Annotated in this window: 21 protein-coding genes; 15 read left to right on the forward strand and 6 right to left on the reverse strand. The window is 40.3% G+C overall.

Features of this window, described 5'->3' with window-relative positions:
• Positions 1–105 (forward strand): IS3 family transposase (locus tag QM374_RS06875; protein WP_414311304.1); only part of this gene is annotated, 105 nt, incomplete at its 5' end.
• A 109-nt stretch (positions 106–214) separates the two neighbouring features.
• Complete coding sequence (locus tag QM374_RS06880) at positions 215–1,111, forward strand: TDT family transporter (protein WP_414311271.1); 897 nt, start codon at positions 215–217, stop codon at positions 1,109–1,111.
• A 74-nt stretch (positions 1,112–1,185) separates the two neighbouring features.
• Here the strand turns inward: QM374_RS06880 and QM374_RS06885 are convergent, their stop codons facing one another.
• Genes QM374_RS06885 through QM374_RS06905 form a run of 5 tightly spaced genes read right to left on the reverse strand, consistent with a single transcriptional unit; the run spans position 1,186 to position 3,395 of the window.
• On the reverse strand, positions 1,186–1,725 hold the full coding sequence (locus QM374_RS06885; protein ID WP_414311272.1) for a DUF3278 domain-containing protein: 540 nt from the start codon (positions 1,723–1,725) through the stop codon (positions 1,186–1,188).
• Positions 1,726–1,737: 12 nt separating this feature from the next.
• A complete protein-coding gene (locus tag QM374_RS06890) occupies positions 1,738–2,079 on the reverse strand; it encodes a hypothetical protein (protein WP_414311273.1) in 342 nt (113 codons plus the stop codon).
• A gap of 10 nt (positions 2,080–2,089) precedes the next feature.
• Positions 2,090–2,632: a DUF3278 domain-containing protein gene (locus QM374_RS06895; RefSeq protein ID WP_414311274.1), complete on the reverse strand. Its 543-nt coding sequence runs from the start codon at positions 2,630–2,632 to the stop codon at positions 2,090–2,092.
• A gap of 10 nt (positions 2,633–2,642) precedes the next feature.
• On the reverse strand, positions 2,643–3,185 hold the full coding sequence (locus QM374_RS06900; RefSeq protein ID WP_414311275.1) for a DUF3278 domain-containing protein: 543 nt from the start codon (positions 3,183–3,185) through the stop codon (positions 2,643–2,645).
• Positions 3,186–3,200: 15 nt separating this feature from the next.
• Positions 3,201–3,395 (reverse strand): helix-turn-helix transcriptional regulator, encoded by a 195-nt coding sequence (locus QM374_RS06905; protein ID WP_006152985.1) that lies wholly within the window; start codon positions 3,393–3,395, stop codon positions 3,201–3,203.
• A gap of 218 nt (positions 3,396–3,613) precedes the next feature.
• Here QM374_RS06905 and QM374_RS06910 point away from each other — a divergent pair, with 218 nt between their 5' ends.
• Positions 3,614–4,447, forward strand: coding sequence for a metallophosphoesterase family protein (locus QM374_RS06910; protein WP_414311276.1), 834 nt, complete (start codon positions 3,614–3,616; stop codon positions 4,445–4,447).
• A 64-nt stretch (positions 4,448–4,511) separates the two neighbouring features.
• On the opposite strand, the gene QM374_RS06915 is transcribed toward QM374_RS06910, so the two are convergent.
• Positions 4,512–5,321 carry an amino acid ABC transporter substrate-binding protein gene (locus tag QM374_RS06915; protein WP_414311277.1) on the reverse strand — a complete coding sequence of 270 codons (810 nt, stop codon included), beginning with the start codon at positions 5,319–5,321 and terminating at the stop codon, positions 4,512–4,514.
• 215 nt (positions 5,322–5,536) lie between these two features.
• Here QM374_RS06915 and QM374_RS06920 point away from each other — a divergent pair, with 215 nt between their 5' ends.
• The 12 genes from QM374_RS06920 to pheT all read left to right on the forward strand — a co-directional run bounded on the left by QM374_RS06920 (position 5,537) and on the right by pheT (position 17,697).
• Complete coding sequence (locus QM374_RS06920) at positions 5,537–6,142, forward strand: nitroreductase family protein (RefSeq protein ID WP_414275853.1); 606 nt, start codon at positions 5,537–5,539, stop codon at positions 6,140–6,142.
• A gap of 9 nt (positions 6,143–6,151) precedes the next feature.
• Positions 6,152–7,552, forward strand: coding sequence for a dipeptidase PepV (pepV, locus tag QM374_RS06925; RefSeq protein ID WP_414275854.1), 1,401 nt, complete (start codon positions 6,152–6,154; stop codon positions 7,550–7,552).
• Between the two features lie 50 nt (positions 7,553–7,602).
• Positions 7,603–8,187, forward strand: a complete 585-nt coding sequence (locus QM374_RS06930; protein WP_414311278.1) for a uracil-DNA glycosylase family protein — start codon at positions 7,603–7,605, stop codon at positions 8,185–8,187.
• A gap of 12 nt (positions 8,188–8,199) precedes the next feature.
• Positions 8,200–8,691 carry a prolyl-tRNA synthetase associated domain-containing protein gene (locus QM374_RS06935; RefSeq protein WP_301559046.1) on the forward strand — a complete coding sequence of 164 codons (492 nt, stop codon included), beginning with the start codon at positions 8,200–8,202 and terminating at the stop codon, positions 8,689–8,691.
• 21 nt (positions 8,692–8,712) lie between these two features.
• The gene (locus QM374_RS06940) at positions 8,713–8,994 is read left to right on the forward strand and encodes a rhodanese-like domain-containing protein (RefSeq protein WP_414294306.1); all 282 of its coding nucleotides are present in this window, start codon (positions 8,713–8,715) and stop codon (positions 8,992–8,994) included.
• 166 nt (positions 8,995–9,160) lie between these two features.
• The gene (gene brnQ, locus QM374_RS06945; RefSeq protein ID WP_414311279.1) at positions 9,161–10,486 is read left to right on the forward strand and encodes a branched-chain amino acid transport system II carrier protein; all 1,326 of its coding nucleotides are present in this window, start codon (positions 9,161–9,163) and stop codon (positions 10,484–10,486) included.
• A gap of 97 nt (positions 10,487–10,583) precedes the next feature.
• A complete protein-coding gene (locus QM374_RS06950) occupies positions 10,584–11,621 on the forward strand; it encodes a M42 family metallopeptidase (RefSeq protein ID WP_414311280.1) in 1,038 nt (345 codons plus the stop codon).
• Between the two features lie 17 nt (positions 11,622–11,638).
• Complete coding sequence (locus QM374_RS06955) at positions 11,639–12,595, forward strand: hypothetical protein (RefSeq protein WP_414311281.1); 957 nt, start codon at positions 11,639–11,641, stop codon at positions 12,593–12,595.
• Positions 12,596–12,648: 53 nt separating this feature from the next.
• On the forward strand, positions 12,649–13,110 hold the full coding sequence (locus tag QM374_RS06960; RefSeq protein ID WP_414311282.1) for an HIT family protein: 462 nt from the start codon (positions 12,649–12,651) through the stop codon (positions 13,108–13,110).
• A gap of 11 nt (positions 13,111–13,121) precedes the next feature.
• Positions 13,122–13,838, forward strand: coding sequence for an LD-carboxypeptidase LdcB/DacB (ldcB, locus tag QM374_RS06965; RefSeq protein WP_320693166.1), 717 nt, complete (start codon positions 13,122–13,124; stop codon positions 13,836–13,838).
• Positions 13,839–14,114: 276 nt separating this feature from the next.
• The gene (gene pheS / locus QM374_RS06970; protein WP_414311283.1) at positions 14,115–15,161 is read left to right on the forward strand and encodes a phenylalanine--tRNA ligase subunit alpha; all 1,047 of its coding nucleotides are present in this window, start codon (positions 14,115–14,117) and stop codon (positions 15,159–15,161) included.
• A 130-nt stretch (positions 15,162–15,291) separates the two neighbouring features.
• Entirely contained in the window at positions 15,292–17,697 is a 2,406-nt protein-coding gene (gene pheT / locus QM374_RS06975) for a phenylalanine--tRNA ligase subunit beta (RefSeq protein ID WP_414311284.1), read from the forward strand.
• Positions 17,698–17,727 lie beyond the last annotated feature (30 nt).

The following is a 17,727-nucleotide window of genomic DNA, read 5'->3' on the forward strand; positions in this document are numbered from 1 at the left end:
GAACAAGCTATTGTAGACTATATTGATTACTACAACAACAAACGAATTAAGGTAAAACTAAAAGGACTTAGTCCTGTACAATACAGAACTAAATCCTTTGCTTAAATTAATTGTCTAACTTTTTGGGGTCAGTACATTTTAAACTTCGTTTTTTAATCCTCCATTTAAGCGCTTTTATGCTATACTGATAATAACATGACTATTGGAGGTTCACATGAAAAAACTCCCCTTGGCCTTTTCAGGGTGCTTATTGGGATTGGCTGGAGCAGGCAATCTCATCCTGGATATTTTTCCACTATTATCTCACATCTTTAGTTTGTCAGGCTTGATTTTATGGTTTTATTTTTTATACAGTCATCTTAGTGATTGGCAAGAAAGCCAGCAAGAACTTAAGAAAGCTCCGCTATTATCGGGAATGGCAACCTTTCCCATGGCAGGGATGATTTTATCAACCTACTTACTGCGAATCTTACCTGCGAGTATGAGTATCATAGCGCAAACTCTCTGGTGGTTTGCTTTTCTTCTAGATGTAGGTTTAATCATCTACTTCACTAAAAATTATGTGCAGACTAAACCAAGAACGAGCGCAACGCCAAGTTGGACAGTTCTCTATGTAGGGATAGCAGTAGCAAGCTTGACCTACCCAGTGGTGGGTATAGTCGAGATTGCCTATGGCGCTTGGATTTTTGGCTTTACCTTAACCCTTTACCTTTATCCTCTGATTTATCAGGATTTGAAAAGTAATCCATTGCCACGGGCTTTACTGGGGCAAGAAGGAATCTATTGTGCTCCCTTTTCTCTATTGTTAGCAGCACTCGTTCGGATCGGAGGTTCAGGTCTTCATGGCTGGATTTTGCTAGTCATGATCCTTGCTTCACAAACTTTCTTTTTCTTTGTCCTCAGTCGTTTACCAAGGATTTTAAAACAGGGATTTCAACCAGCTTTTTCAGCCCTAACCTTCCCAACTATCATCACAGCAACTTCATTGAAAATGGCCCGAGGCATCCTGCAGTTTCCAGTCCTAAACCTTCTCGTTTGGCTCGAAACGATCATTTGTTTAACAATCCTTGTCTATGTATTAGTAGAGTATATGCGGTATTTAAGAAACTAAAAAAGCCCCTAGCACTGAGAAGTGTTAGGGGTTTGTTGTCGACAATAAACATAATCAATTAGTTCAGCTTATACCTACTGTTCTTCATGTTCGGATAAAAAATAATAAGTCATAGTACCGAAGATTGATCCTACTCCAAGTCCTAGTAGTAGGAAAAGTGCGATCGTTTTGAGTTCTAGAAACTGCAAGAAGAAATCTGTAATCGAGTGATTTTCAAGGATTACTTTTTTGGAAAATAGGATAAATAAGTAGAGAGTTGGGGTGCTAATTCCAACTAACCAACTTCTTAACTTGATTTGATGCTTGCTGTAAGTGATTTGTGGAATCTCGGATTGATCATCATCTTCTAAGTGGAGCCCTCTAGTAGAATATCTTGCCTTGAGACTGAGGGCAAAAATCATCAAGAAGTATAGATAGGGCATAACCGTTCGAACTATCTCTATAAAGCGCCCAAACAAAAGATAGAACAGGAAGAGAAAGAAGGAAGAGTAAAAGATTTGGACCATGGAACGGGCGCAAGCCTTGTAGATGACCTCTTGACGGCATTCATCAAAGGGGCCTTGGATATGAAAGAAATTTCGAACTAAGCGAGTGGTTAAATCTTCTTTTTTCATGGTAGTGACCTCTTAATAAGATTGTTTTTGATTAACTTCTTTAAAGAGTTGATAGAGAGTATAGAAGTAGACTAGACTAAAAACGATACAGATGGTTAGAAATAAGAGATATCTCCAATCCATAGAATTCGTTAACAGTTGTGGGAAAGATACGAGGATAAAGCAGAGAGATGCGTTTAAGAGGCGTATTTTTTTTGATGTGATTTTCTGAAATCTTTGTCCTTTGTTCAAGACAGGAAGGGCTAAGAGGAAGATGATCAGAAAAGGACGCGTAATTTGGCCATAAACCAGGAAAACTGTCATAAAGATACTGATCAAAATATGACTGAGAATTAAAGTTTGTAGTGATTTCATAAGTTTCCTCCTAATCGTCGTCTTGATCTTCTCTAGCTTTTTGAATACGAAGAGTGATGACAATATGCACTGTTAGTCCGAAAAAGAAGGCTACAACGATGGTTGACAAGATACTTCTTGTATTCAAAAGAGCGGTAAGATAGCTTTTGCTATCATCCATGAGGATATTGAGAAGTGGTATGACAAATAACATAAAGACTCCATAGAAAAGTCCAGCTTTAAGGCCAGGATTACGTAACTGTTTCTTTTCCTTCTGGCTCAACATATCAGGATCGATAGCAGCAATACCAGTTTTTTTAGTTTGAGTAGTGACATAGAAAGCACAAATCAAGGAAACCAGAAAAATAATGATTGGATATCCGATTGCGACTACTTTGGGATATTTATAAGCAAGGACAAAGGGGATGAGATTACCTAAAGTCATGAAGTAAAAGAGAACCATAAAGACTTTATTTCCGATGCGGTCAGCCTCGCGTCGTTTGTGTTCATCAAGTGGCCCTGAAACGCCATAGATACGTTTGATTAGTTTTTCATAGAGGGGTTCTTTTTTCATAAGCTTTCTCCTAATCCTTATCCTGCTCTTTTTTAGCTCTTGCAATACGACGGGAGATGAGGAACTGTATGCTCGCTCCGAAGAAGATAGCACCGAAAATGCTTGCTAAACCATTTCTTATAGTGAGAAGAGAACGGAAATAGTCCTGACCTTCACCAGTAAGTATATGGAGAAGAGGGGTTATAAAAAACATCCATAGGCCAAAGAATAAACCAGCTTTAAGACCAGGGTAGTGTAGTTGCTTATTTTCTTTCTCACTCAACATATCTGGTTCAATAGTTGTAATCCCTGTTTTTTGCATTTGGTAGGTGACATAGCCAGCAGCGATGAGGGCAATCACTAAAATCAGAGGAGGGTAGACTAGAGCCACTAGTTGGGGATATTTATAGGCTAGAACGAGTGGAATAACATTGCCGAAAATCATCAGATAAAAGAGAATCATAAAGACTTTATTTCCGATGCGGTCAGCCTCACGTCGTTTGTATTCGTCAAGCGGATCAGAAATACCGTAAGTGCGTTTGATCAGTTTTTCCGTGAAGGTTTCTTTTTTCATTTTTCTTCTCCTTTTTTAAAAATCGTCCTCCCAAAAGAGACTGTTTAGGTCAGTTTGGAGGCTGCGGGCGAGATTGAGACAGAGTTCCAGAGTTGGATTGTACTTGTCGTTCTCAATCATGTTGATGGTTTGCCTCGAGACGCCGATATCCTTGGCAAGTTCGAGTTGGGACTTGCCCAGTTCTTTGCGGAACTCTTTCACACGATTCATGCTTCCTCCTTTTTAGATTGTGTCGTATATATTTGACTATAGTATATTCTTTTGAAAATAAAATGTCAACTATTTTTGACATATTTTTAAAAGAATCTTGGTGATAATATTTCTATGTGAAAATCTTCTAGCGATTTTATGCTATTTTATGCTATAATGAAGAAAAATAAGAGTGATTTGGATATCCTGAATGCTATCCAATAAAGAAAGAGCAGAAAATGAACCATAAGATTGCAATTTTATCAGACATTCACGGCAACACGACCGCCTTAGCTGGAGTGCTTGAGGACGCTAAAAATTTGGGAGCAACTGAATATTGGCTTCTGGGAGATATTTTTCTTCCTGGACCGGGAGCAAATGACTTGGTGGCTCTTTTGAAAGACCTACCCATTACAACATCGGTTCGAGGAAACTGGGATGATTGTGTCTTAGAGGCTTTAGATGGGCAATATGGTCTAGAAGATCCCGAAGAAATTCAGTTTCTCAGGATGACTCAGTATCTGATGGAGCGCATAAAACCCGAGCATATTGATTGGTTGAGAAAGCTACCTATGATAGCCAAGAAAGAAGTCGAAGGCTTGCGCTTTTCTCTTTCACATAATTTGCCTGAGAAAAATTATGGTGGTGATTTGCTGGTTGAAAATAATACCGAAAAATTTGACCAGCTACTTGATGAAACTACTGATGTAGCCGTCTATGGACATGTTCATAAACAGCTCTTGCGTTATGGTAGCCAAGGTCAACAAATCATCAATCCAGGTTCGATTGGTATGCCTTATTTTAACTGGAAAGGGCTGAAAAATCACCGAGCCCAGTATGCCTTACTCGAAGTTGAAAATGGTGAATTGGTCAATATCCAATTTCGTAAGGTTGCCTATGATTATGAAGCAGAGTTAGAATCAGCCAAGGAAAAAGGCCTTCCTTTTATCGAAATGTATGAAGAGTTGCGACGTGAGGACAACTATCAAGGCCATAATAGAGACTTGCTGGCTAGACTGAATGAAAAATATGGATATGTCGAGGATGTCAAAAATTATTTTGATTTTTTGTAAGAGTTGCTTTAACGAACAAATACTAAATAAAACGATTGGACTAGCCAATCGTTTTTAATATATCTTATTGTAATTGAGATTGATCTGCTAGGTAAGAACCACCGAGATAAGTTTTGCTGAGTTTTTCAAGGGTTCCATCTTGGTAGAATTCTTTAAGGACCTTGTCAAATTGTTCTTTAAATTCTTTTTGGTCACTTGAAAAGATGATGTAGTTGTTTGGATTATCATTGCTCTCCAAGTCGACTACGTTCAAGTCTAAACCTCGGTCTTGGATAATCTTTTGAACAGAGATTTTATCAAAGATTAGGAAATCAAATTCACCGTTAGCGAGGTCGGTCAGGCGCTTAGCCACATCTTCACCAGAGTATTGGATAGTGGCAGGATTGTAGGAGTGGTTTTGATTCCAGTCTGTAACGACTTTGGCAGTAGAAGTTCCGGTGTCATCCTGGGTTGTTTTACCAGCGATGTCTTGAAGAGAAGTAAGTGCCTTGTCTTTTCTGCTCACAAGAACCAAAGGATTTTTTGCGATAGGTAGAGAGTAGAGGTATTTGTCTGCTCTTTCTTTGGTGTAGCTCAAGTTGTTGGCAGCAGCTTGGTAACGGCCAGCATCCACTCCAGGGAAGATACTTTCCCAAGCTGTTTTTTGAAATTCAATCTTGTATTGATCCAGTTTTTCATCGACTGCTTTTAAAACCTCAACATCATATCCGGTCAAATTACCATCTTTTTCAAAATCAAAAGGAGGGATGTCTCCAGCAGTTGCTACGACAATGGTTTTAGGACTAGCAGTGGCAGTAGATGTACTATCTTGTTTGGCTTGTCCACAGGCGACTAACAAGGGACTGATGGCTAATAATAAGAATAATTTTTTCATAAGATAATGGTATCTAGTTTACCAGACAATCAATCAGATATCTAATATATATTTTTTATGGAGATGATAGAGAAACATTATAAATTTTAAAATGGAGCCTAGAACTGAAAGTGGAATTTGAAAAAAGATAATTTGTTTCACTAATGAAAAATCTCTGCAAGCTCTTTCAAAATATGGTAAAATGGAAGCAGTAGAATTAGAAAAGGAAATCAATTATGAAATTTCTTGAGTTAAATAAAAAACGTCATGCGACTAAGCATTTTATTGATAAACCGGTTGATCCGAAGGATGTTCGTACAGCTATAGAAATCGCAACCTTGGCACCGAGTGCTCACAACAGTCAGCCTTGGAAGTTTGTTGTGGTTCGTGAGAGAAATGCTGAATTAGCAAAATTAGCTTACGGTTCAAACTTTGAGCAAGTAGCATCTGCCCCTGTAACCATTGCCCTGTTTACGGATACAGACCTTGCCAAACGTGCTCGTAAGATTGCCCGAGTTGGTGGTGCTAACAATTTCTCAGAAGAACAACTTCAATACTTTATGAAAAATCTTCCAGCCGAATTTGCGCGTTACAACGACCAACAAGTCAGTGACTACTTGGCTCTTAATGCTGGATTGGTTGCGATGAACTTGGTCCTTGCTTTGACTGACCAAGGAATCGGATCAAACATTATCCTTGGTTTTGACAAATCAAAAGTCAATGAAGTCTTGGAAATCGAAGAACGCTTCCGTCCAGAGCTCTTGATTACAGTGGGATACACAGATGAGAAGTTGGAACCAAGCTATCGCTTGCCAGTAGATGAAATTATCGAAAAAAGATAGGAAGAAAAAATGACAGTTATTGATTTTACAGCAGAAGTAGAAAAACGTAAAGAAGACCTCTTGGCTGACTTGTTTAGCCTTTTGGAAATCAACTCAGAACGTGATGACAGCAAGGCAGATGCTGAGCATCCATTTGGACCTGGGCCAGTAAAAGCCTTGGAAAAATTCCTTGAAATCGCAGACCGTGATGGCTACCCAACAAAAAATGTCGACAATTATGCAGGACATTTTGAGTTTGGTGAAGGAGAAGAAGTTCTCGGAATCTTTGCCCACATGGACGTAGTGCCAGCTGGTAGCGGTTGGGACACTGATCCTTACACTCCAACTATCAAAGATGGTCGTCTCTATGCGCGTGGTGCTTCTGATGATAAGGGACCAACTACAGCTTGTTACTATGGTTTGAAAATCATCAAAGAATTGGGTCTTCCAACTTCTAAAAAAGTTCGTTTTATCGTCGGAACTGATGAAGAATCAGGTTGGGCAGATATGGATTACTACTTTGAGCATGTAGGACTTGCAAAACCAGACTTTGGTTTCTCTCCAGATGCTGAATTCCCTATCATCAATGGTGAAAAAGGAAATATCACTGAATACCTTCACTTTACCGGTGAAAATACTGGTGCAGTTCGTCTTCACAGCTTCACAGGTGGTTTGCGTGAAAACATGGTACCTGAATCAGCAACAGCAGTCGTTTCAGGTGACTTAGCTGACTTGCAAGGAAAACTAGACGCTTTCGTTGCAGAGCACAAACTCAGAGGAGACATCCAAGAAGAGAACGGTCAGTACAAGGTGACTGTAATTGGTAAATCAGCCCATGGTGCTATGCCTGCTTCAGGTGTCAATGGTGCGACTTACCTTGCCCTCTTCCTCAGCCAATTTGCTTTTGAAGGACCTGCAAAAGACTACCTTGATGTTGCTGGTAAGATTCTCTTGAATGACCACGAAGGTAAAAACTTGAAAGTAGCTCATGTGGACGAAAAAATGGGAGCACTTTCTATGAATGCGGGTGTCTTCCGCTTTGACGAAGCAAGTGCTGATAATACTATTGCCCTTAACTTCCGTTATCCAAAAGGAACCAGCCCAGAGCAAATCAAGTCAGTTCTTGAAACCTTGCCAGTTGCTTCAGTTAGCCTTTCTGAACATGGTCACACTCCTCACTATGTGCCAATGGAAGATCCGCTTGTCCAAACCTTGTTGAATGTTTATGAAAAACAAACAGGACTTCAAGGTCACGAACAAGTTATCGGTGGTGGAACATTTGGTCGTCTCTTAGAGCGTGGTGTAGCCTACGGTGCTATGTTCCCAGATTCTATCGATACTATGCACCAAGCCAACGAATTTATCGCCTTGGATGATCTTTTCCGCGCAGCAGCTATCTACGCTGAAGCTATTTACGAATTGATCAAATAATGCTATAGAAGTCTGAGATTTTATGCTTAGACTTCTTTTTGGAGGAGAAAATGTCTCAAATCGAAAGAATCAAGCAAGCTATCATAGAGGATCCACAGAATACCAGCTATACTGAGCAAGGCATCGAGCCACTCTTTGCAGCACCAAAAACAGCTCGTATCAATATCATTGGTCAGGCACCTGGTCTCAAAACCCAGGAAGCAGGGCTATACTGGAAGGATAAAAGTGGGGACCGCTTGCGCGAATGGTTGGGTGTGGATGAAGACACCTTTTACAACTCAGGTTACTTTGCAGTCATGCCCATGGATTTCTACTTTCCAGGTCATGGGAAATCGGGTGACCTGCCACCTCGTCCAGGTTTTGCAGAAAAATGGCATCCAAAACTCTTGAAGGAATTGCCAGATATTCAATTAACACTCTTGATTGGTCAGTATGCTCAAGCCTACTATCTACATGAGAAAGTTAGTGGCAAGGTGACAGACCGTGTGCATCGGTTCAAGGATTATTTGCCTGATTATTTCCCTCTGGTGCATCCTTCACCACGCAACCAAATTTGGATGAAAAAAAATCCTTGGTTTGAGGCAGAAGTGGTGCCAGAATTACAAGCATTGGTACAAAAGATTATTCATCAATAAAGGAGAAAAAGGATGGATGCCTATCAACAAGTAGCTAATAAGTTACAAGAGTTGGGGATTACCTATGATGTGGTGGATCATCCACCTGCATTCTCGACAGAGCAGGCAGATAGCTATATTGAAGGCCTGGAAGGGGTTCGGACCAAGTCTATGTTTTTGACCAACAAAAAGAAAACCCAGTACTATTTGCTCATCATGGATGACAAGAAACCATTGGATATGGATGACTTTAAAGTTCAAGTGGGAGCTAATCGGATCCGCATGGCCTCATTGGATTCCTTGGCTGAGAAAATGAACCTACCAGCAGGAACAGTATCACCTTTTGGTTTGTTAAATAATGAAGAAAAAGACATTCATGTTTATTTTGATAAGGATATTGTATCAGAGGATGTCATGACCTTCCACCCTAATACAAATGAAAAAACGATTTTTATTAAAACCCAAGACTTATTTCGATTTTTAGAGTCGATTGGATTTACCTATGAGATAGTAATCTTACCTTAATGCCATTATAAAGGAGAAATGATGAACGAAATTAAATTTAACGATTTTTACCAGCTTTATCAGAAAGAGTCACTTTCTGTGCTGGATGTGAGAGAAGTAGAGGAATTTGAGGCTCTTCATTTAGAAGATGCTCGTAATTTCCCTCTCAGTAAACTGACTGACACTTTTGAAAAACTAGATAAAGATAATCTTTACTACGTGATTTGTAAATCTGGAATGCGTTCAGCACGCGCCTGCCAATTTTTAGCAGAACAAGGCTATGAGGTTGTCAATGTCAAAGGTGGCATGGATGCCTTAGAATAAGAAAAATTTCCTTCGAAACCTTTTAAAAATGAGAAAGGACTCGAAGGATTTTTTTGCATTAAAATTCGGAAAATTGAAAACATTTTAGAATTATTTCGTGACAGCCTTTTCTAGCCTTTAATCATGTTATACTAAGAAAGTATTTTATTTTTAATAAGGAGAGTTTATGGCTAAAAAAGGTGCTTTAACAGGATTACTCCTGTTTGGAATATTTTTTGGAGCAGGTAACTTGATTTTCCCTCCAACTCTGGGCGCACAGTCTGGAGAAAACTTCCTTCCTGCCATTGCAGGATTTGTATTTTCGGGTGTTGGGATTGCCGTCCTAACCTTGATCATTGGTACCCTTAATCCGAAGGGTTATATCTATGAAATTTCTAAGAAAATTTCTCCATGGTTTGCGACGATTTATCTTGCAGTTTTGTACTTGTCGATTGGCCCATTCTTTGCCATCCCTCGTACAGCAACGACATCGTTTGAAGTTGGTATTAGTCCACTCTTGGATCAAGCAAATAAAGGTTTAGGTTTGATTGTCTTCACCATTCTTTACTTTGTAGCTGCCTACCTAATCTCGTTGAATCCTTCAAAAATCTTGGATCGTATCGGTCGAATCTTGACTCCAGTTTTTGCCATCTTAATTGTTATTCTGGTTATCCTTGGAGCTTTCAAGTATGGTGGGAATGCACCACAAGCAGCTTCAGGAGCTTATCAAGCTTCCGCCTTTGGTGCAGGTTTCCTTGAAGGATACAATACACTTGATGCGCTTGCATCGGTTGCCTTCAGTGTTATTGCAGTACAAACCTTGAAACAACTTGGTTTTTCAAGTAAGAAAGAGTATATTTCAACCATTTGGGTGGTTGGAATCGTTGTAGCACTCGGATTTAGTGCTCTTTACATCGGTCTAGGTTTCTTGGGCAATCATTTCCCAGTGACAGAAGAAGCAATGAAGAGTGGAACTCCGGGAGTTTATATCTTGTCTCAAGCGACTCAAGAAATCTTTGGTTCTACTGCTCAGCTTTTCCTCGCGGCTATGGTAACCGTTACTTGCTTTACAACGACTGTAGGTTTGATTGTATCAACTGCCGAGTTCTTTAACGGACGTTTCCCACAAGTCAGCTACAAGGTTTATGCGACAGTCTTTACCTTGATTGGTTTTGCTATTGCAAATCTTGGTTTGAGTGCTATTATTAAGTACTCTGTACCAGTTCTCGTTATTTTGTACCCAATTACGATTGCCATTGTCATGATTGTGATTGTGAACAAGTTTGTTGCTCTTTCAAAACCAGGAATGCAATTAACGGTTGGTATTGTCACAGCCATTGCTATTGCAAGTGTTTTAGGATCTACTTTTAAAGTTGAGGTCCTTGCAAATATCGTGAACGCTCTACCATTTGCGGCGGCTTCTCTGCCATGGTTAGTACCAGCTATTATCGGTATTCTACTTTCTCTTGTTCTTCCAAATAAACAAGAAAGTGAAGCTTTTGAAATGGAATAATCACTAAAATCACTTTTGTAGCTAAGTCGACAGGAGTGATTTTCTTTTTTTATCCGATGATAAATGTGTTATAATAGGTAGCAAAAGAGGTGAAGAAATGAATCAAACTGTAGAATATATCAAAGAACTAACTGCTATTGCGTCACCAACAGGTTTTACGCGTGAAATTACGAATTATTTAGTTGAGATTCTTGAAAAACTAGGCTATCAACCAATCCGTACTGCCAAAGGTGGTGTCAACGTTACTGTCAAAGGTAAAAATGACGAGCAACAACGCTATGTGACTGCTCATGTGGATACCTTGGGAGCTATCGTTCGCGCTGTTAAACCAGATGGTCGTCTCAAGATGGACCGTATCGGTGGTTATCCTTGGAACATGATTGAAGGCGAAAACTGTACGGTCCATGTAGCTAGTACAGGGAAAACTGTTTCAGGTACGATTTTGATCCACCAAACTTCTTGTCACGTTTACAAAGATGCTGGAACTGCGGAACGTACACAGGACAATATGGAAGTTCGTTTGGATGAAAAAGTGACCAATGAAAAAGAAACACGCGCACTCGGTATTGAGGTTGGTGACTTTATCAGCTTTGACCCACGAACTGTCGTGACTGAGACAGGCTTTATCAAGTCTCGTCATTTGGATGACAAGGTCAGCGCAGCTATTCTCCTTAATCTCCTTAAAGTTTATAAAGAAGAAGGGATCGAGCTTCCTGTCACTACGCATTTTGCCTTTTCAGTCTTTGAAGAAGTTGGGCATGGTGCTAACTCAAGTATCCCTAGTCAAGTTGTCGAATATCTGGCAGTAGATATGGGAGCAATGGGAGATGATCAGCAGACAGACGAGTACACAGTGTCTATCTGTGTTAAAGATGCTTCTGGTCCTTACCACTATGAATTCCGTCAACACTTGGTAGCTCTCGCAAAAGAGCAAGACATTCCATTTAAGCTAGATATCTATCCATTTTACGGTTCTGATGCTTCTGCAGCGATGTCAGCTGGAGCAGAGGTTAAGCACGCTCTTCTAGGAGCAGGTATTGAATCAAGCCATTCTTATGAGCGTACTCATATTGATTCTGTAGTGGCTACTGAGCGTATGGTGGATGCTTATCTCAAGAGTGGGTTGGTAGACTGAAGAGTCGATAAAGTACTATGTATGAAATACTGAAACAAATAGCAACGCCTGCTATAATAACAGGATTGATTTCGAGTTTGTATGCTTATTTTCAAAAGAAAAAAGAGGACTATCGTAAGTATGTGTATGAAAATAAACAAGAAAACTTTAAAGAACTAGTTGTTTATGCTGATGAACTGGTCGATAAAGGAATTACTAATCCAGATTTAGAAAAACTACTTTTTAAAATTTCTCAAAAAATTAATCCGTATGGACGAAAAATAAAAACTTTTGGAAAATATCAGTGGATAGAAGATGATGGATATGTGTGGTATCAAATAGAAATTATAGAGAAAAAACTTGCTTCTCAAATACTTCAAATAGAAGATTTAAAAGAACTAGCTCATCGGATACAAATTTCTAAACGATTACTAGATATTAAAGTAGAAAATAATATTCCGCTCATAAATTCAGCTAAAATATGGTTTAATTTATTTCAGTATGCGATGTTATTACTTCAGCTATTTTTCATTTACTCTGGGTATAATTGTTTTATTAAACAACCGACTGTAACCTCTTCGTATTTGGCTTTTTGCTTACTTGTTGTAATGATTTTAATTTTTTTACTCCCAGAATTTAGTGTTGATGAAAGTGATGATGGAAAATCTGGAATATTTATTACAGTGTATCTTTTCTATATTGCCGCAGTTGATGCTGGAATAGCGTATTATTTGTATAATAATTCTTCTATTGCTCTGCTTGTTGGAATGGTTTCATTTTGTCTAAGTCTTGGTGAAGTAATTTTAAAAGCTATTATTTTCGGGGAAAGTGAAATTGGTAAAGTATCTACAATTTATATCGAAGAATATAGAAAACTACAGGGACCTAAGTTAAGTGAGAGACGCTTAAGAAATTATTTTAAAGTTATTCCATTTTTAAATAAGATTAAGATTTTATTTCATAAAGATAAGAGGGAGGGGAATGATGACCTATAAACACCGACTCTTTGACCTTAATCACACCCTTTTAGAGTTGAAAGGAGAAACTTATGTGCCTCATCTGTCAACGAATTGAACTCATCAAGTCTGGTGATAATCCCTACTTTGTCAAGGAATTAGAAACAGGCTATGTTGTCATTGGTGACCACCAGTACTTTGAAGGCTACACGCTCTTTCTAGCCAAGGAACATGTCACAGAACTACATCATCTAGATCCAAGTGTCAAACTTCGTTTTTTAGAGGAAATGAGTATGGTTCAGGAAGCTGTCTCTAAAGCCTTCTCTGCTCAAAAGATGAATGTAGAGTTGTTAGGAAATGGGGATGTCCATGCCCACTGGCATATTTTTCCGAGACGTGAGGGTGATATGAAGGGGCACGGTCTTAATGGTCGTGGTCCAGTCTGGTGGGTTCCTTGGGAAGAAATGATTGCTGAAGAATATCAAGTTAAGGGAATTAAATTAGAAGACTTGATTGCAAGATTATCTGAGACTTTAAACCAGATGATTAAATGAAAGGATAACAGATGAAAAAAAGATACCTTATCTTATCAGGATTATTAGCCTTGACATTGGCAGCTTGTTCACAAGAAAAAACAGCAACTACAGAGGCCAAGTCTTCTACAGAACAAAAGACTGTACAAGAAGGAACCGCGGGAAGTAAGTCTCAAGAAGCTAGTCAAAAGAAAGCAGAAGTGGTCAACAAAGGAGATCACTACAGCATTCAAGGAAAGTACGATGAGATTGTTGTCGCTAATAAGCATTATCCTATGTCAAAAGATTACAATCCAGGAGAAAATCCTACTGCAAAGGCAGAACTGTTAAAACTCATTGCAGCTATGCAACAAGCAGGTTTCCCAATTAGTGATCACTATAGTGGCTTTAGAAGTTATGAAACTCAAACTCAGCTTTACCAAAACTATGTAAATAAAGATGGCAAGGCTGAAGCTGACCGCTATTCGGCAAGACCTGGTTATAGTGAACACCAAACTGGTCTGGCTTTTGACCTGATTGAAACAAATGGAGACCTAGTCACTGAAGAAAAGGCAGCCCAATGGCTTTTGGACCATGCAGCTGACTATGGTTTTGTCGTTCGTTATCTAAAAGGTAAGGAAAAGGAAACGGGTTATATGGCTGAGGAATGGCACCTTCGCTATGTTGGCAAAGAAGCCAAAGAAATCGCAGCTAGTGGTCTCAGTTTAGAAGAGTACTATGGCTTTGAAGGTGGAGACTATGTTGATTAGTCGCAAAACATCTTGCAAGATTACTTAAATTTTGATAAAATGAATAATAATTAAATAGGAATCTGCAAGACTAGTATCTCAGGGGAAGTATATCAGGGAGGAGAGCCGTGACTGAAAGCTCTCTATATGAAAGCTGGGTGAATTCACTTGCCTATGGATTCAGAAATAAAGGTCTGACTTGTCAGATGAAAACGGATGGTACCGCGTGTCAACGCTCCGAATGGAGTTTTTGGCATGTGGTTTTCTTTTTATCTACGAGAGACTGATGGAGGAATTATGTCAACTATTGAAGAACAATTAAAAGCGCTTCGTGAAGAAACGCTAGCTAGCTTGAAGCAGATTACTGCTGAAAATGAAAAAGAGATGCAAGAATTGCGTGTCTCAGTCCTCGGTAAAAAAGGGTCACTGACTGAAATCCTTAAAGGGATGAAAGACGTTTCTGCTGAAATGCGCCCTGTTATCGGAAAACACGTCAATGAGGCTCGTGATGTCCTAACAGCTGCCTTTGAAGAAACAGCTAAGCTCTTGGAAGAAAAGAAAGTGGAAGCGCAACTAGCTAGTGAGAGCATCGATGTTACACTACCAGGTCGCCCAGTTGCTACAGGTCACCGTCACGTTCTCACTCAAACTAGTGAAGAAATCGAAGATATCTTCATCGGGATGGGTTACCAAGTCGTGGATGGATTTGAAGTTGAAAAAGACTACTACAACTTTGAACGTATGAATCTTCCAAAAGACCACCCTGCCCGTGATATGCAGGACACTTTCTATATCACAGAAGAAATCTTGCTCCGTACTCACACGTCTCCAGTTCAGGCGCGTGCGATGGATGCCCATGATTTTTCTAAAGGTCCTTTGAAGATGATCTCACCAGGACGTGTATTCCGTCGTGATACAGACGATGCAACCCACAGTCACCAATTCCACCAAATTGAAGGTTTGGTTGTTGGGAAGAACATCTCTATGGCGGATCTTCAAGGAACCCTCCAGTTGATTGTACAAAAAATGTTTGGTGAAGAGCGTCAAATTCGTTTACGCCCATCTTATTTCCCATTCACTGAGCCATCTGTTGAGGTGGATGTTTCATGCTTCAAGTGTGGAGGAGCAGGCTGTAACGTATGTAAGAAAACTGGTTGGATCGAGATTATGGGTGCCGGTATGGTTCACCCACGTGTCCTTGAGATGAGTGGTATCGATGCGACTGTTTACTCTGGATTTGCCTTTGGTCTTGGACAAGAGCGTGTAGCTATGCTTCGTTACGGAATCAACGATATTCGTGGATTCTACCAAGGGGATGTCCGCTTCTCAGAACAGTTTAAATAAGCTTGAAACCTGAAACACAATCCTATACAGTTCTAGTCATTTCCTCTCGGCGAGAAATGGCAAGAGCTTACTCGAAGAAAAAGAAAGGAATTGAAAAGGTCTCGATTGATGAGATCTTACGATCAGAATTATGTTAGTATCATACAAATGGTTAAAAGAATTGGTGGACATTGATGTACCATCACAAGAGTTGGCTGAGAAAATGTCAACTACAGGGATTGAGGTAGAAGGTGTGGAATCACCAGCTGCCGGTCTCTCAAAAATTGTCGTCGGTGAGGTCTTGTCTTGTGAAGATGTGCCAGAAACACACTTGCATGTCTGCCAAGTTAACGTTGGCGAAGAAGAAGCCCGTCAAATCGTCTGTGGAGCACCAAATGTGCGCGCAGGTATCAAGGTCATGGTGGCACTTCCAGGTGCTCGCATCGCTGACAACTACAAAATCAAAAAAGGGAAAATCCGTGGCTTAGAGTCACTTGGAATGATCTGTTCACTTGGTGAATTGGGTATTTCTGACTCAGTTGTACCTAAGGAATTTGCAGATGGTATCCAAATCTTGCCTCAAGATGCTGTTCCTGGGGATGAAGTCTTCTCTTATCTAGACTTGGATGATGAAATCATCGAACTTTCTATCACTCCAAACCGTGCAGATGCTCTTTCTATGCGTGGAGTTGCTCACGAAGTGGCAGCCATCTATGACAAGGCAGTCAACTTTAAAGAATTCAGTTTAACAGAAACAGACCAAACTGCAGCAGATGCTCTTTCTGTCAGCATTGAGACAGACAAGGCGCCTTACTATGCAGCCCGTATCTTGGACAATGTGACCATTGCACCAAGTCCACAATGGTTGCAAAATCTCCTCATGAACGAAGGAATCCGTCCGATTAACAATGTAGTTGACGTAACCAACTATATCTTGCTTTACTTTGGTCAGCCTATGCATGCCTTCGACTTAGATACCTTTGAAGGAAGCGAGATCCGTGTGCGTGAAGCACGTGCTGGTGAAAAATTGGTAACCTTGGACGGTGAAGAACGTGAGTTGGAAACAAATGACTTAGTGATCACTGTTGCTGATAAACCAGTAGCCCTTGCAGGTGTTATGGGTGGTCAAGCTACAGAAATCTCTGAAAAATCTACTCGTGTCGTCCTTGAAGCTGCAGTTTTCAATGGCAAATCTATCCGTAAGACTAGTGGTCGCCTCAACCTTCGTTCAGAATCTTCTTCTCGCTTTGAAAAAGGCATCAACGTGGCAACTGTCAATGAAGCCCTTGATGCGGCAGCAAGCATGATTGCTGAATTGGCTGGTGCGACCGTGCGTAAAGGTATCGTTTCAGCAGGTAAGTTGGATACATCTGATGTGGAAGTTTCTTCAACTCTTGCAGACGTTAACCGTGTTCTTGGTACCGAGCTTTCCTACGCGGATGTAAAGGACGTCTTCCGTCGTCTTGGATTTGGCCTTTCTGGAAATGCAGATAGCTTCACAGTAAGCGTCCCTCGTCGTCGTTGGGATATCACTATCGAAGCGGACCTCTTTGAAGAAATCGCTCGTATCTATGGCTATGATCGCTTACCAACTAGTCTTCCAAAAGACGATGGGACAGCAGGTGAATTGACTGCGACACAAAAACTCCGTCGTCAAGTTCGTACCATTGCTGAAGGTGCTGGATTGACAGAAATCATCACTTATGCTCTGACAACTCCTGAAAAAGCGGTTGAATTTACGATTCAGCCAAGTCATTTGACAGAATTGATGTGGCCAATGACTGTGGACCGTTCAGTTCTCCGTCAAAATATGGTTTCAGGTATTTTGGATACAGTTGCCTACAACGTAGCACGTAAGAATAAAAACTTGGCTCTTTATGAGATTGGAAAAGTCTTCGAGCAAACTGGTAATCCAAAAGAAGAATTGCCAAATGAAATCAATAGCTTTGCATTTGCTTTGACTGGCTTAGTGGCTGAAAAAGACTTCCAAACCGCAGCTGTTCCAGTTGATTTCTTCTATGCTAAGGGAATCCTTGAAGCCCTCTTTGCTCGCTTGGGCCTTGAAGTGGCTTATACAGCAACCTCTGAAATTGCTAGTCTTCACCCAGGACGTACAGCTTTGATCTCACTCGGTGACCAAGTCCTTGGTTTCCTCGGTCAAGTACATCCTGTTACAGCCAAGGCTTACGACATTCCAGAAACCTATGTGGCAGAGCTCAACCTTTCAGCTATTGAGACAGCTCTTCAACCAGCCGCTCCATTTGTGGAAATTACGAAGTTCCCAGCAGTCAGCCGTGATATTGCTCTTCTCTTGAAAGCAGAAGTCACTCACCAAGAAGTTGTAGACGCTATCCAAGCTGCAGGTGTGAAACGATTGACAGATATCAAACTCTTTGACGTTTTCTCAGGCGAAAAACTAGGACTTGGTATGAAGTCAATGGCTTATAGCTTGACCTTCCAAAATCCAGAAGATAGCTTGACTGACGAAGAAGTCGCACGCTACATGGAAAAAATCCAAGCATCACTCGAAGAAAAAGTGAATGCAGAAGTGCGTTAAAAATTTTCAATCCATCCCTAGGGATGGATT

Origin of the sequence: Streptococcus infantis, assembly GCF_047465525.1 — a bacterium.
Lineage (GTDB): Bacteria > Bacillota > Bacilli > Lactobacillales > Streptococcaceae > Streptococcus > Streptococcus infantis_R.

What these genes read in the sequence shown, in the direction of transcription:
- QM374_RS06920 (WP_414275853.1), top strand. Translation starts at nt 5,537, where the DNA reads ATGAAATTTCTTGAGTTAAATAAAAAACGTCATGCGACTAAGCATTTT.
- QM374_RS06915 (WP_414311277.1), bottom strand. Translation starts at nt 5,321, where the DNA reads ATGAAAAAATTATTCTTATTATTAGCCATCAGTCCCTTGTTAGTCGCC.
- pheS (WP_414311283.1), top strand. Translation starts at nt 14,115, where the DNA reads ATGTCAACTATTGAAGAACAATTAAAAGCGCTTCGTGAAGAAACGCTA.
- QM374_RS06930 (WP_414311278.1), top strand. Translation starts at nt 7,603, where the DNA reads ATGTCTCAAATCGAAAGAATCAAGCAAGCTATCATAGAGGATCCACAG.
- brnQ (WP_414311279.1), top strand. Translation starts at nt 9,161, where the DNA reads ATGGCTAAAAAAGGTGCTTTAACAGGATTACTCCTGTTTGGAATATTT.
- ldcB (WP_320693166.1), top strand. Translation starts at nt 13,122, where the DNA reads ATGAAAAAAAGATACCTTATCTTATCAGGATTATTAGCCTTGACATTG.
- pepV (WP_414275854.1), top strand. Translation starts at nt 6,152, where the DNA reads ATGACAGTTATTGATTTTACAGCAGAAGTAGAAAAACGTAAAGAAGAC.
- QM374_RS06940 (WP_414294306.1), top strand. Translation starts at nt 8,713, where the DNA reads ATGAACGAAATTAAATTTAACGATTTTTACCAGCTTTATCAGAAAGAG.
- QM374_RS06885 (WP_414311272.1), bottom strand. Translation starts at nt 1,725, where the DNA reads ATGAAAAAAGAAGATTTAACCACTCGCTTAGTTCGAAATTTCTTTCAT.
- QM374_RS06935 (WP_301559046.1), top strand. Translation starts at nt 8,200, where the DNA reads ATGGATGCCTATCAACAAGTAGCTAATAAGTTACAAGAGTTGGGGATT.
- QM374_RS06955 (WP_414311281.1), top strand. Translation starts at nt 11,639, where the DNA reads ATGTATGAAATACTGAAACAAATAGCAACGCCTGCTATAATAACAGGA.
- pheT (WP_414311284.1), top strand. Translation starts at nt 15,292, where the DNA reads ATGTTAGTATCATACAAATGGTTAAAAGAATTGGTGGACATTGATGTA.
- QM374_RS06910 (WP_414311276.1), top strand. Translation starts at nt 3,614, where the DNA reads ATGAACCATAAGATTGCAATTTTATCAGACATTCACGGCAACACGACC.
- QM374_RS06895 (WP_414311274.1), bottom strand. Translation starts at nt 2,632, where the DNA reads ATGAAAAAAGAACCCCTCTATGAAAAACTAATCAAACGTATCTATGGC.
- QM374_RS06880 (WP_414311271.1), top strand. Translation starts at nt 215, where the DNA reads ATGAAAAAACTCCCCTTGGCCTTTTCAGGGTGCTTATTGGGATTGGCT.
- QM374_RS06905 (WP_006152985.1), bottom strand. Translation starts at nt 3,395, where the DNA reads ATGAATCGTGTGAAAGAGTTCCGCAAAGAACTGGGCAAGTCCCAACTC.
- QM374_RS06890 (WP_414311273.1), bottom strand. Translation starts at nt 2,079, where the DNA reads ATGAAATCACTACAAACTTTAATTCTCAGTCATATTTTGATCAGTATC.
- QM374_RS06900 (WP_414311275.1), bottom strand. Translation starts at nt 3,185, where the DNA reads ATGAAAAAAGAAACCTTCACGGAAAAACTGATCAAACGCACTTACGGT.
- QM374_RS06960 (WP_414311282.1), top strand. Translation starts at nt 12,649, where the DNA reads ATGTGCCTCATCTGTCAACGAATTGAACTCATCAAGTCTGGTGATAAT.
- QM374_RS06950 (WP_414311280.1), top strand. Translation starts at nt 10,584, where the DNA reads ATGAATCAAACTGTAGAATATATCAAAGAACTAACTGCTATTGCGTCA.